Source organism: Aquimarina sp. 2-A2 (assembly GCF_045505135.1).
Taxonomy (GTDB): domain Bacteria; phylum Bacteroidota; class Bacteroidia; order Flavobacteriales; family Flavobacteriaceae; genus Aquimarina; species Aquimarina intermedia.
This window is the reverse complement of record NZ_JBJKFI010000007.1, coordinates 1-13,541: the sequence shown is the minus strand read 5'-3', so window position 1 is coordinate 13,541 and position 13,541 is coordinate 1. Positions and strand designations below refer to the sequence as shown.

Sequence of the window (13,541 nt, the reverse complement as noted above, 5' to 3'; positions counted from 1 at the left end):
GAGCTATTTATTCGCGATATAAGGTGCAATTTTCGTGCCTTTAAGACACAGGTTGTCATCCTCGTTTATTTTGCCAAAAGGGAATGTCCTGTCATAACTTCTGGTTTATCAATTTGCATCAATTCTAAAATAGTAGGGGCAATATCACCTAAAACACCATTTTTGATTGGAATTGATTCGTTGTCTATAAGTATAAAAGGAACCGGATTGGTGGTATGAGCTGTATTCGGGGTGCCATCCGGATTTATCATTGTTTCACAATTTCCATGATCAGCAATTAATAGGGTAGCGTATCCGTTTTCTAAACCAGCATTTACTACGTCACGAACACAGGCATCAACTGCTTCACACGCTAGTATTGCAGCTTCCATAACACCTGTGTGTCCAACCATATCTCCGTTAGCAAAATTAAGACAGACAAAATCCACCTCACCTTTTCTTAATTCTGGTAGTAACGCATCTCGTAGTTCAAATGCACTCATCTCGGGCTTAAGATCGTAGGTAGCAACTTTTGGGGAGCTCTTCAATATTCTAGATTCACCAGGAAAAGGCTCTTCTCGTCCTCCGGAAAAGAAAAAAGTTACGTGTGGGTACTTTTCAGTTTCCGCAATACGAATTTGTCTTTTGCCAGCATTCGATATAATTTCGCCTAAGGTTTGGGTAATGTTATCTTTAGTGTAGATAACATTGATACCTTTAAAAGTTTCGTCATAATTAGTCATTGTAACATAATACAACGGAATCCTATGGGTATTGTATTCATGCATATCTTGTTGTGATAACATCGATGTGAGTTCTCTCCCGCGATCAGTTCTAAAATTGAAGAATAAAACAACATCATCTTCATCAATAACAGCCGTCGGCTCGGCAGTATCAGATACAACTACGGGTTTAATAAATTCATCAGTGACATTTTGCTCATAGCTTGCTTCTAAGTATGCTTTAATGTCCTGCGTTCTCTCTCCCTGTCCGTGCACCAGAAGATCATAAGCCAGTTTTACTCGGTCCCATCTATTATCACGATCCATAGCGTAGTATCGACCTATAACTGATGCAAGCTTACCGGTTGTTTTCTGCATATGGTTTTCAATATCCTCGATGTGATAGATACCCGATTTAGGATCCACATCTCTACCATCCGTAAAAGCATGTAAAAATACATCTTGTAATCCATATGTGTGCGCAGCGCTCAATAATCCCTTTACGTGATTTATGTGAGAATGTACACCACCATTACTTAAAAGTCCCAGTAAGTGTACTTTTTTGTTATTGGTTTTTGCGTAATTGAAGGCATCTACCAATGTTTTTTCATTTTTTAAGGTGTCACTTTTAATCGCGAGATTAATTTTGGCTAAGTCCTGATAAACAATACGCCCAGCACCAAGGTTCATGTGTCCTACTTCACTATTTCCCATTTGACCTTCTGGTAATCCCACGTGTAAGCCATCTGTACGCAGTGCAGCGACGGGGTATTTGGTGTATAAACTGTCTATAAATGGAGTGTTTGCATGATCGATAGCAGAAACTTTTGGATCGGGAGAAGTTCCCCAGCCATCGAGGATCATAAGGATTACTTTTTTAGTCATGTGGTAGTTAGCTTTTAGTTACTTGGTTAGTATAAAAATGTGAATTCACAATGTGGTTAAAAAAGTAAAATTACAATTTCAATTTAAGCTTTACAACGAACTAATGCTTCTTTATCTTAAAGAACTTTATTGTCACTTAAAGATTTTGGAAAATATTATCGTTACTATATATTTTTCCAGTTTAATGCTGAAATGTTATAGAAAAGTTAAACAATTGTTATTTAGTAATTTACAATGTAACAATCTCCTGTCTCATCAGGTCTTATATACGTATAACATTCAAACAATCAATAATATGAAACGAACTGGTTTAATTTTAGGTTTAGTTATTTGCTTTTCGATAGGATTAGTAGATAACATCCATGCGCTCAATACGTATGAGGAGAACGAAGTAGTAACTTCTAAGGCAAAAGTTGATCCTTTTTGCATGGCAATTGTCAAGGGCGATATAGATATGGTAAAAAAAATGATTGCTTTAGGTTCTGATGTCAATGAATCGTCTGAAGGCATGACCCCTTTAATGTATGCTGCGCGTTATAATCGTGTAGAAATTATTAAGCTTTTAAAACAGCATGGAGCCAATGTAAAAGCAAAAGATGATAAGGGTAATACGGCTCTTCAATTTGCCAAGCATTCTAACGCACAAGAAGCAGTAGAACTATTGAGTAAAAAAGCGTAAAACGTTGATTTTTTTAGTAAAGAAACCTTCATCATAGCTAATCACTATGATTGAAGGTTTAATTTTGCTTATAGGTTTTTATTGCTTCCCGAATTTTTTCAATTCGATTTTCTGGATCGGGATGCGTACTTTGGAATTCCGGGGTACGGTTAGTTCCAGCAGCCTCTTTCAAAATTTTCATTACCTCAATCATTTCTTCAGGATTATAGCCGGCTTTAATCATAAATTGCACCCCTAATTCATCGCTTTCTAGCTCATCTTCTCGACCATTCTTTAGCAATACATTTTGCCCGATACTATTTACCAAATTCCCAGCATCCGCTCCTACTGATGCTCCGGTGGATATAGTTTTCCAAAATTCATGCTCAGCAATACGCTCTGCAGAGTGCCTGCCCAAAACGTGTCCGATTTCATGACCTAGTACTCCTGCTACTTGATCTTCGCTCTGTAACTTTGAGAGTAGGGCATAGGTTATAAAAATCTGACCTCCCGGCAACGCAAAGGCATTGATCGTATTCTCGTCAGCCAGAAGATGAAATTCATAACGATACGGTGTTTCTCTGGCCATAGTTGAATTCACCAATTTACCTCCAACCATATCAATATATGTCTGTAGTTTTTGATCCGGATAGAGTCCGCCGTGTTGTTGAGCAATTTCTGGAGCACTTTGTAGTCCAATAGAAATTTCTTGATCCGTTGTCATACTAATATTTTGAACACGATCCGTGTAAGGGTTTACTGTTTTATTATTACATTTTTTAAAAAATGCAAAAGCAACAATTGCTAGCCCTATCAAAATTCTGATCGTTAAACCCCCACGTCTCATTGAAAATAAAATTTGTAAAAATTATACGTTCAAGATACTAATTTCTTTGGATCTCAATTTTCAATTGTGAAATATTTGGGTGTAGTAATAGCGTCCCTCACTATCTTTAACTGCAGAAATGCCGGTAAACACAAAATTTCCTTCAATATTTTTACGGTGTCCGGAGCTGTTTAACCACGCTGTTACTACGCTTTGAGCTGTAGGTTGAAAACTAGCTACATTTTCTGCTGCGTTAGTAGCGTTTACTTCAGAACGAAGCTTTGTAAACCTCGCGTCAAAATTGTCATGACTTATTGCGGATTTTTCAATCATGTAGGTAGTATGTTCTTTGGCTAAGGTATTGGCTATCGAGGTTATTTCCAATACAGGTAAATCTAAACTAATTCGATGTTCATTAACCAATCTCAAAATTTCAGATTCAACAGAAATTTCAGATTCTTGGGTTTTAGTATTTTCGTCAATTTGATCATCGTTATCTTTAGAGCAAGAGAGAATAGTAATTGTTACAAATAATAAAAGGAATTGTTTTACATAAATTTTCATGATTCTTGGGGGTTTTAAACGACTAGTTTTTTAGTTCGGGATTGATATCCAAAATATTAAAGTTAACGTATTTTTCGATAAAGTTGGCATCTATATGTTTAGCTCCAATAAGGTCAAGTTGTGCTAAAGCTTCTTTGAGATTGATTTTTTGATACGCTGTAAGCATAGGTTTTGATAGCGGAGCATAAGAGTAATGCCAAGGCTCATATTTAAAACCTTTTCTTTCAGGATTATTTGTATAAACTAAATAAAAGCCAAAGGAAGCAGCGTTTTGATCCATCCATTCTTTAAATTTACAATAGGGACCGTTTCCTTCAAAATGTCTGCTTAATAAAACATCCTTTGGTTGTTTAGGTTTTCCATCTACTACATCGAGATCTGTACCCCAATGATGCCTAGAGGTTCCTGGTATTGTCGAATATTCAATAATCTTGTTAATAGCGTTAGTCGGGGACATGCCGGCTGCTGTAAAGCGATTATATTTACGTGTCCAAATGCTGTTTTGATGTTCAAAGCTTCGATAACTGGAGACAACTTTGATCTCTATTCCTGCTGTGGCCGCACTTTTCTTCATTTTTAAAAATGCTTCATATGCTTCTTTGCGTAACTGATAGGTCCCATCACCATAAAAAGAGATATCACTTTTTCCCATTAGGTCCTCTTTCTTAAAAACTTCTTGCGCAGAACTCATGGCTGTAAGTAATAGTGTTAGTAAAAACAGGAATCTAATTTTGATATAAGATTTTATTGCTGCCATTTAAAAGGGATTTTTTGATAATAGTCGTATATCTTAAACGAATAATTGTAATGAAAATTTTATAAATATAACATAAAAAAAAGCCGACAACTTTTAAATTGTCGGCTGGATAACTTTTACAATATAAATTAAGACAAAATACCATCTACAATCCCATATTCCAGAGATTCTTGCGCATCCATCCAATAATCTCTATTGAAATCCTTGAGCACCTTTTCAAAATCTTGACCACAGTTTTCTGCTAAAATTCGAGCACTCAATTCTTTGGTTTTTAGTATCTCGGTCGCCTGTATTTCTATGTTCGATGCCTGTCCTCTTGCACCACCGCTAGGTTGATGAATCATAACTTTTGCATGAGGCTGGATAAAACGCTTTCCTTTTTCACCTACACTTAGCAGGATCGAGCCCATTGAAGCTGCAAGACCTGTACAAATGGTAGATACCGGACTTTTTAATGCTTTAATAGTATCATATATTGCGAATCCGGAAGTGACATACCCTCCAGGACTGTTAATGTATAATTTAATTTCCTTGTCATTAATCATATCAAGATACATCAAACGATCGATCACATGTTTAGCAGATTTATCATCAACCTGACTCCATAAAAAAACACTGCGTTCTTCTAAAAATTTATGTTCGATTAGATCTTGTATCTTACCTGGTTTATTTTTCATATAATTTAAATTGTTCTCTTTCAGAGAGAGATTATAAGTTCTTATACATTTGAACAAAACAAAATGTGTTGCTACACTAATTTATACAGAAAAAGAGTGTGACAAAAAGTAAAAGTATAATTATTTTAGCAAAAAATCACGAAATGAATCTGGCATTTAACAAGATTTTAAAGGCAGACTTCCCAGAGGTACTTCCGCTCATTCAAAAATTGATGAAAAATCAATTTCCTGACGAAACCTTACTTCAACGATTTGGAGAAATGTTTGATCAGAATTATGAATGTAGGGGGATCTATTTAGATAATAAACTCATAGGAGTATTTGGAATGTGGTTTATGACGCGGCATTATGCCGGGAGATCCTGCGAACCGGATCATGTATTTATTGATGAAGGGTATCAAGGACAAGGTATTGGAAAAAAAGTTTTTACCTGGATTTATGCGTATGCCAAAGAAAAAGGATGCGAAAGCTGCGAATTAAATAGCTATGTTTCTAATTATCCATCACATAAGTTTTACCTAAATGAAGGGTATGAGATATGGGCACATCACTTCTTCAAAAAGTTGTAGTTTTTTGTGGGGTATATTTTTAACGGTTTATATATAAATAACCGGATAAACTTTTTCTTCCACTTATTTTAACAACATAAAAGTAAGTCCCAACAGGAAGTTCATTATCCTGCATTATGGTAGCTCTACCATTGGATCTACCCGCAAAACCTGCAGAGGTTTCCTGCACTTTATGGTACTCACTTTTTTCGTAGACCTTTACACCCCATCGATTAAAAATTTCGACTGTGTTATCAGGATACGCAGTTAATCCCTGAATAACAAAAGTATCGTTGATACCGTCCCCATTAGGTGATACCGCATTAAAAATTTCAAATTCACCATCTAATAGTTCACTTGATGAACCAAAAGTTATGATGGTATATGCATCAGGGGTAAAGGGAGCTGAAATAATTTCACCATCATCCAGATCACCTATCGTTCCTGTATTACCTAAATTTACCCAAATATTCTGTTCTGTATCCCAGCCTACTACTCGCAGATCTTCCAGATTCTCAACGAGCGTTGGTAGGTTACTATTATCATCCCAAGTAAGAGTAACTCTTGTTTCTATAGCACCGTTTAAATCCCAAAACTCAAAAATACTTACTCCATAAAGATTAGGTTCAAAAGTAGCCGTGTCAAAACCTTTAGGAAAAAAGTTAGGATTGTTAGGGTCTTCAAAGAAATAGGCCCCTCTAGCAGTGTTGGTTGCGGCTTGACGTTCGACAGCCATAGGTCGTAATCTAAAATCATCACCTACCGGAAATCTAAAATCCAAATCTCCAGTTACCGCGGAATATCCATCAACGTGACGATCGTCATTTGCTCCAAGATAAGGTGTGTCATTATCATAGTCAAGGGAAATCATGATTTGATCTCTGGGAGTAATCACTCGTCCATTAATAAACTCTTGAAAATTTGTGCTGCCCACAGCGACTTCAAGATATAAATCATCATCCACATCGATTTCCAGGTCATAGAAAACCGGCTTTTCAGTGCCGCTAACCGTTAATCTTCCATCATAATTATAGAATCCTGCTAAACCTAAGTTTTGGTTAAATGTACCGTCATTGATTACATCCAGATGAAAACCCATAGCGCCCTGCTCATGAATTTGAACGTTTCCAAAATTATGAAAAGCTTCTTGTCCCGTAACCGATGAAAAGAAACAGGTAGCCAGTACTGCTATTGTATGTGTAAGTGCTTTCATTTTAATTCTTTTTAACACGATGCGTTATTCTACGGTTAGTGATCACTGATTTTGCGCCCAGAGTATAGGTGCTTGAAAATTCAGAGGTACTGTTGCTTAAGGTAGCAGTAGCTGTCACGCTACTACCAACAGGGATAGGACTTGACAAAGTAAACGTAAAATTAAAACGCGCGGTATTGTCCGTATTACCATCCACTGCATATGCAGAACTTGTAGCATCCAGATCTGTACCACTTCCTTCAGTAGCAGTTGTTAAGTAAATTTGTCCTTCACCATAGTCCAGAGTTTGTCCTAGTTGATTAGCTCCTGCAACAGCAGTACCTTGATCAATGTCAGTAAGAAAAATTTCAATAATTGATCCCGGTCTGGCCCAGCCTACGACCTTCAAAGAATTACCAGATACAGCGGCAGATTCCAAAATTGGAAAATTTAAATTTCCATTAGGCCCGGTATCGGTATCGCCAGTATCGTTTGTTGTTACTCCGTTACCTTTAGGATTTGTTAAAACTACTGGATTGTATAGATCAATACCAAGTGCATCTTCGGCAGTACCATTGTTATAAATAGAGTTTTGTGAAATAAGATTTCCTGAGTTTGTTCCCGTAATTGCAACTCCTGTACTACCATTGGTATGTATGATATTGTTTGTAATAGAAGAATTATTACCTGTTAGAAGTAATCCTTCTTTATCTGTACAAGCTGCACGTGTGCCAGAAGTAGTAATTGTATTATTGGTTAAAGAAACGTTACCACCAATACCATCGCCATTTATTCCTACTCCGGTCGCATTGTCCAATAGATTATTCTGTATTGTTATACCAGAACCACTTTGCAACCTGATGTTATTACTACAGGTTGTTATTCCATTATTGGAAATATGATTTTGTTCGATTAGTGTACTCGTCCCTCCATTTACCAAGATTCCTGCAGCGCCATTTCCTGAAATATAATTGCTTGAAATAATTGAAGTTCCTCCCGTAATTTCAAAACCTTGATCTATATTTCCTGAGGCTGTGCCAGCGGCATTAACACCTAATAAATTTTCTGTAATCAGAGAATTAGCACCTGAGTCCTGTCTGATCCCGGCATTATTATCTGCAAAGACAGCTAAATTACGTATCGTAGTGTTTGCAGCCTGAATAATAAAAACATCACCAGCATCTCGGTGTACCTGAATTTCCGGAAGGGAATAAGTAGATAATAAAAAGCCAGTCGTTCCTACTGAGCCGCCACCTGCACCAATAGTACCTGCATTCGAATCTCCAGAGTACGCCGTTTGTGTTCTTCCATCAATAAAAGTAGCATCACCAGTTATAGGAGAAAGATCCACCCCAAATCCTGTAACAAAAATATTGAAATACCCTGTGGCGTAATTTGGATCCGCTGGTCTTCCTAGTGGATCTGCCGTAGGAGGTATCATAAAAATTGAGGTATCTTCTCCTATTGCAGGATCAAAAATACTATTTGGTTCTATATCCAAGCCAGCATTATCGAGCGCGTTGCTGTTGAGAATGAATTGCTCTAAAGATCCTTGTCCCGCACTATTAGTATTTACAATTGTATTAAAGTTAAAACCAAAATCAACATCTGTAATACCTTCATCTGCGACTGTGATGGAGGCAATGGTTTGTGCTCCCACAATAGAACCTGTGCCACCATCTTGTTGAGAAGGTGCAGCGCCACCAATTTCCTGAGTGATATCTGTAAAAGTTCCCCCACTATAATCTCTTCTAAAGGTTTGAATAGGAAAACATGTGGTACATGCCGCTCCGCCACCACGATTAGATTTAACAGTTGAATTAACAACTCTAATTTTATAATCTCCGTTGGCCATACCGCCAAAGGTGAATTTTCCTGAAGCATCCGTGGTAACTGTTTGTTCCAGTGTATTTAGATTGTTATATAATTCAAGCGTAGCACCCACTACCGGAGTACCTGAAGCTGTAGTACGATCCCGTCCGGCGCCACCACCATAATTAGTGTCCTCAAAAACAGTTCCTGTTATTAAATTACTGGGTACACTTAAAATAACAGAATTCAGCATGACTAGATCCTGGCCAACCTGAACGTTGGTGGTAATAGAAGATTCTCCAATACCTATGTAAGCTGATAGGTCATAGGTATCTAAATCTACTCCATAACTAGTAGTATTATTTACATTAGGGACTACAGTATTGTCAAAAATAGTAGAGTTAAAGGGATTGTCAACTGTTGTCCCATCGTTATCACCATCTCCGGTAAGTTCAAAGGTAACACCTAATCCGTTGGTAACTGTTAGCACTTCATTATTGGCGAGGGTTTGATCTCCTTCCCAAGACAAAACCGTAGTTTTGGATCCGTTAATAGCGTTCGCATAAAAATTGGTTAGCGTATAGCTTGTAGTGTTATCACTTTGTCCATCAAAACCATTGTATAAATTGATACTGGTAGCGGGTAAGGAGGGATCAGAATAGAAAATCATCAAACTCCAGCCACCTAAGACAGTGTTCGGTGCACAGTAATTGTTCGATGTGTCAATAGTTAAATCAGTGACATCATATACATTTGTTGATGGGGATGCGATACCCTGTACTATAGAGGTGACATCACTAACCAAACCATAAAATACACCACCCTGGACATATTGACTAGATATATCAGCAGTGACGGGTGTGTTTTCAAAAGTTACTTGAGTATCAACGTTAGGATTAGAATGTGCCCACATTAAATACGCTTTTTCGATGGTCGCACCGGCCGGAATAGGACTTGTCAAGTTACCACTTGATGTAGCTGCAATAGAACATGGATCTACAGTGTTATTATTGGTTCTAAAAGAACCACCGGCTACAGCATAATCAAAGTTACCATCAAACTGATCAAATAAAGTGAGAGGAACATCTTCTGGGATGCTAGGGTCTGTTATTTTAAAAGTAAATGTTTCTGTAAATCCACCATCATTTGATTTTGTTACGTTCAAAACTTGAACACCATCTACCAAAATAGTGGCATTGGAGCCGAATCCATTCCAGCTGTCTGGAAACCTGTCGGCCACCACAACTGTGTACTCTCCATAACCTAAAACAATATTGTCACTGTTAGTATAATTTTGAATATTTGCATTATTACTTACAAAGCAGTTACCAGGAATACAATGTTGGTACAAAATAGTATTTCCAGCGTCTCTTATTTGTATTAAATTTTCTTCGGCATAGCTTCTCCAGTTTACATTTATAGTAACCGTTGCTTGTGAGTACAAGCTCACAGCACTTATTACCATAAAAAGTAAAAACAATATTCTTTTATGACTAATTGTATTTTTTACTACATCACACTTCCCCATAAATAATTATTTTACAACAAATACAACATTAATAAGTGAATTAAAGTCTACTGGTTGATTGGTCACAGTATAGGTTAATTTTCCATCCGCTGTTATAGACATGGTACCTGTATTAAATACAGCCGGATCTGCATACGTTACATAGTAATACAAATCGGTCGCTCCATACACAGGAACGGCAGCCGGAGCAGCGGGGCTAGATGCTGTGGGAGTGGCGAATTGTGCTGTATACTGCGCATACAAATCCACAGTAAACGTACCATTACTGGAGGCATCTATTTCAATGGATGGTGGATAAAAAACTCTTGCAGCTTTTGAGGTAATTGGAGCGATAGCGTTTATTACCTCTTGTACATTGGTCTCGTTTGTGGGTGCTGCTACACCACCTTCATCAACATCTATTGGAGTCGTGAGATTGACTTCAGAATCTAATTGATCATCTGTACTGCGTTGCCAACCTGTTGTAGTATAGCGATAGATGGATTGATCATCCGTATTGAATAATGAAGCACCAATAGCTGGTCCGACAATTCCTGTCATTTCTACAGTTGTAGCAGTTGGCAATCCCATCACCGAATTTGCGTCAATTTGTGCAACTAGCGAAGAAGAAGCAAGACTAATTAAAAGGATAAGTATATTTTTCATAGGTTTTGTATGTCTAAAATTATTTGAGGCTTTAGAGATAATTTTTTATAAAATTTTATTTTAATAATCTAATACAGTAAACATAAACTCTAAATCGATATCATCTTTTTGGTTCGTACCGTTATCACTATCGCCAATATTTACTCTAAAACCAGTTGTCGTTTGTGCATAGTACGAAATACCTGGATCATCATAATTAGACGTTGAGTTACCTGGGCAATCTCCACCACAATCTAATATTGACAATTGAATGATATAATGAGCATCAGGCATAGCGCTTGCAAAAGTAATTTGATAATCTCCTTCATCAAGTCTTGTAACTGTAGCATTTCTAATTTTTGCAGCTACTCCTGTTCCTAAAACTTTACCAATAGCTTTCACCGGACTTGCAAAAAATGCTCCTCCATCTGTACCTGCTGTTACTTGATTACCAGCGTTAGCACTTACAACTTGCGCAGTAGTAGCAGTTCCAGCCTCATTAGTATAGGTTATTTCTCCGGTAGGGCTTACATCATTTTGAGTAAGCGTTGTCACAGTCTCGTTAACTGATCCTCCACCATTTGACAACGAAATGGTCGTACCTGTTTTGCTTAATGTTTGAATTTCGTTAGTTGCGTCTGTGTCTAGAGCAGTTTTATCTTCCCAAGTAACTACACCTGTAGCACTTGTTGTTAAAACTTTATCGTTTCCACCAGAAGCAATATCCGCAGAAGCGATTGTTCCATCAAGAATTTTATCAGTAGTTACTGCATTGGCAGCAAGCTCGGTATTCCCTACAGCACCAGCTGCGATCTCAAGCGTAACATCTCCAAGTAATGCATTGGCATCACCACCTACAGTTAAATCCCCGGAAGTAATATTTCCATCCCCATTAAAAGCAGTAGGATCCACTTCTAAAGCACCGGTAGTTATATTTTGTACAAGTCCAGTTCCAGCTACATCACCATTAATAGTTGCAGCATTAACTGCATCAGCAGCAATATCCGCAGAAGCGATTGTTCCATCAAGAATCTTATCAGTGGTTACTGCATTGGCAGCAAGTTTAATATTTGTAACTGCACCATCTGCAAGTTCAGCAGTTCCTACAGCACCAGCTGCAATCTCAAGCGTAACATCTCCAAGTAGTGCATTGACATCACCACCTACAGTTAAATCCCCGGAAGTAATGTTACCATCCCCATTAAAAGCAGTAGGATCCACTTCTAAAGCACCGGTAGTTATATTTTGTACAAGTCCAGTTCCAGCTACATCACCATTAATAGTTGCAGCATTAACTGCATCAGCAGCGATATCCGCAGAAGCAATGGTTCCATCAAGAATCTTATCAGTGGTTACTGCATTAGCAGCAAGTTTAATATTTGTAACTGCACCATCTGCAAGTTCAGCAGTTCCTACAGCACCAGCTGCGATCTCAAGCGTTACATCTCCAAGTAATGCATTGGCATCACCACCTACAGTTAAATCCCCGGAAGTAATGTTACCATCCCCATTAAAAGCAGTAGGATCCACTTCTAAAGCACCGGTAGTTATATTTTGTACAAGTCCAGTTCCAGCTACATCACCATTAATAGTTGCAGCATTAACTGCATCAGCAGCGATATCCGCAGAAGCGATTGTTCCATCAAGAATCTTATCAGTGGTTACTGCATTGGCAGCAAGTTTAATATTTGTAACTGCACCATCTGCAAGTTCAGCAGTTCCTACAGCACCAGCTGCGATCTCAAGCGTTACATCTCCAAGTAATGCATTGGCATCACCACCTACAGTTAAATCCCCGGAAGTAATGTTACCATCCCCATTAAAAGCAGTAGGATCCACTTCTAAAGCACCGGTAGTTATATTTTGTACAAGTCCAGTTCCAGCTACATCACCATTAATAGTTGCAGCATTAACTGCATCAGCAGCAATATCCGCAGAAGCAATGGTTCCATCAAGAATTTTATCAGTAGTTACTGCATTAGCAGCAAGTTTAATATTTGTAACTGCACCATCTGCAAGTTCAGCAGTTCCTACAGCACCAGCTGCGATCTCAAGCGTTACATCTCCAAGTAGTGCATTGGCATCACCACCTACAGTTAAATCTCCGGAAGTAATATTTCCATCCCCATTAAAGGCAGTAGGATCCACTTCTAAAGCACCGGTAGTTATATTTTGTACAAGTCCAGTTCCAGCGACATCCCCGTTAATAGTTGCAGCATTAACTGCATCAGCAGCAATATCCGCAGAAGCAATGGTTCCATCAAGAATCTTATCAGTGGTTACTGCATTGGCAGCAAGCTCGGTATTCCCTACAGCACCAGCTGCGATCTCAAGCGTAACATCTCCAAGTAATGCATTGGCATCACCACCTACAGTTAAATCCCCGGAAGTAATATTTCCATCCCCATTAAAAGCAGTAGGATCCACTTCTAAAGCACCGGTAGTTATATTTTGTACAAGTCCAGTTCCAGCGACATCCCCGTTAATAGTTGCAGCATTAACTGCATCAGCAGCAATATCCGCAGAAGCAATGGTTCCATCAAGAATCTTATCAGTGGTTACTGCATTGGCAGCAAGCTCGGTATTCCCTACAGCACCAGCCGCGATCTCAAGCGTTACATCTCCAAGTAATGCATTGGCATCACCACCTACAGTTAAATCACCGGAAGTAATGTTACCATCCCCATTAAAGGCAGTAGGATCCACTTCTAAAGCACCGGTAGTTATATTTTGTACAAGTCCAGTTCCAGCGACATCCCCGTTAATAGT

At 38.2% G+C, this 13,541-nt stretch carries 11 protein-coding genes; 2 read left to right on the top strand and 9 right to left on the bottom strand.

Annotated elements, in window-relative coordinates; translation table 11 throughout:
• Positions 1-65 precede the first annotated feature (65 nt).
• On the bottom strand, positions 66-1,586 hold the full coding sequence (gene gpmI / locus ACJRPK_RS14980) for a 2,3-bisphosphoglycerate-independent phosphoglycerate mutase (RefSeq protein ID WP_407141156.1): 1,521 nt from the start codon (positions 1,584-1,586) through the stop codon (positions 66-68).
• 295 nt (positions 1,587-1,881) lie between these two features.
• Between gpmI and ACJRPK_RS14975 the strand changes: the two genes are divergently transcribed.
• Positions 1,882-2,265, top strand: a complete 384-nt coding sequence (locus tag ACJRPK_RS14975) for an ankyrin repeat domain-containing protein (RefSeq protein WP_407141154.1) — start codon at positions 1,882-1,884, stop codon at positions 2,263-2,265.
• A 58-nt stretch (positions 2,266-2,323) separates the two neighbouring features.
• On the opposite strand, the gene ACJRPK_RS14970 is transcribed toward ACJRPK_RS14975, so the two are convergent.
• From ACJRPK_RS14970 to ACJRPK_RS14955, 4 genes are all read right to left on the bottom strand, one after another.
• The gene (locus ACJRPK_RS14970) at positions 2,324-3,091 is read right to left on the bottom strand and encodes a M48 family metalloprotease (RefSeq protein ID WP_407141152.1); all 768 of its coding nucleotides are present in this window, start codon (positions 3,089-3,091) and stop codon (positions 2,324-2,326) included.
• Positions 3,092-3,151: 60 nt separating this feature from the next.
• Positions 3,152-3,634 (bottom strand): CAP domain-containing protein, encoded by a 483-nt coding sequence (locus ACJRPK_RS14965; RefSeq protein ID WP_407141150.1) that lies wholly within the window; start codon positions 3,632-3,634, stop codon positions 3,152-3,154.
• Between the two features lie 22 nt (positions 3,635-3,656).
• Complete coding sequence (locus ACJRPK_RS14960) at positions 3,657-4,391, bottom strand: M15 family metallopeptidase (RefSeq protein WP_407141148.1); 735 nt, start codon at positions 4,389-4,391, stop codon at positions 3,657-3,659.
• Positions 4,392-4,519: 128 nt separating this feature from the next.
• The gene (locus ACJRPK_RS14955) at positions 4,520-5,068 is read right to left on the bottom strand and encodes a ClpP family protease (protein WP_148783883.1); all 549 of its coding nucleotides are present in this window, start codon (positions 5,066-5,068) and stop codon (positions 4,520-4,522) included.
• Positions 5,069-5,211: 143 nt separating this feature from the next.
• On the opposite strand from ACJRPK_RS14955, the gene ACJRPK_RS14950 reads away from it, so the two are divergent.
• The gene (locus ACJRPK_RS14950; RefSeq protein ID WP_407141146.1) at positions 5,212-5,637 is read left to right on the top strand and encodes a GNAT family N-acetyltransferase; all 426 of its coding nucleotides are present in this window, start codon (positions 5,212-5,214) and stop codon (positions 5,635-5,637) included.
• Between the two features lie 19 nt (positions 5,638-5,656).
• Here the strand turns inward: ACJRPK_RS14950 and ACJRPK_RS14945 are convergent, their stop codons facing one another.
• From ACJRPK_RS14945 to ACJRPK_RS14930, 4 genes are all read right to left on the bottom strand, one after another.
• Complete coding sequence (locus ACJRPK_RS14945) at positions 5,657-6,829, bottom strand: gliding motility-associated C-terminal domain-containing protein (RefSeq protein WP_407141144.1); 1,173 nt, start codon at positions 6,827-6,829, stop codon at positions 5,657-5,659.
• 1 nt (position 6,830) lies between these two features.
• Positions 6,831-10,148, bottom strand: a complete 3,318-nt coding sequence (locus ACJRPK_RS14940) for a beta strand repeat-containing protein (RefSeq protein ID WP_407141143.1) — start codon at positions 10,146-10,148, stop codon at positions 6,831-6,833.
• 6 nt (positions 10,149-10,154) lie between these two features.
• Entirely contained in the window at positions 10,155-10,793 is a 639-nt protein-coding gene (locus ACJRPK_RS14935) for a hypothetical protein (protein WP_407141141.1), read from the bottom strand.
• A 60-nt stretch (positions 10,794-10,853) separates the two neighbouring features.
• Positions 10,854-13,541: beta strand repeat-containing protein (locus ACJRPK_RS14930; protein ID WP_407141139.1), on the bottom strand; the 2,688-nt coding region annotated here is incomplete at its 5' end.

Coding starts and splice junctions, on each gene's coding strand:
- gpmI (WP_407141156.1), bottom strand. CDS start 1,586: ATGACTAAAAAAGTAATCCTTATGATCCTCGATGGCTGGGGAACTTCT.
- ACJRPK_RS14935 (WP_407141141.1), bottom strand. CDS start 10,793: ATGAAAAATATACTTATCCTTTTAATTAGTCTTGCTTCTTCTTCGCTA.
- ACJRPK_RS14940 (WP_407141143.1), bottom strand. CDS start 10,148: ATGGGGAAGTGTGATGTAGTAAAAAATACAATTAGTCATAAAAGAATA.
- ACJRPK_RS14955 (WP_148783883.1), bottom strand. CDS start 5,068: ATGAAAAATAAACCAGGTAAGATACAAGATCTAATCGAACATAAATTT.
- ACJRPK_RS14965 (WP_407141150.1), bottom strand. CDS start 3,634: ATGAAAATTTATGTAAAACAATTCCTTTTATTATTTGTAACAATTACT.
- ACJRPK_RS14975 (WP_407141154.1), top strand. CDS start 1,882: ATGAAACGAACTGGTTTAATTTTAGGTTTAGTTATTTGCTTTTCGATA.
- ACJRPK_RS14960 (WP_407141148.1), bottom strand. CDS start 4,391: ATGGCAGCAATAAAATCTTATATCAAAATTAGATTCCTGTTTTTACTA.
- ACJRPK_RS14950 (WP_407141146.1), top strand. CDS start 5,212: ATGAATCTGGCATTTAACAAGATTTTAAAGGCAGACTTCCCAGAGGTA.
- ACJRPK_RS14945 (WP_407141144.1), bottom strand. CDS start 6,829: ATGAAAGCACTTACACATACAATAGCAGTACTGGCTACCTGTTTCTTT.
- ACJRPK_RS14970 (WP_407141152.1), bottom strand. CDS start 3,091: ATGAGACGTGGGGGTTTAACGATCAGAATTTTGATAGGGCTAGCAATT.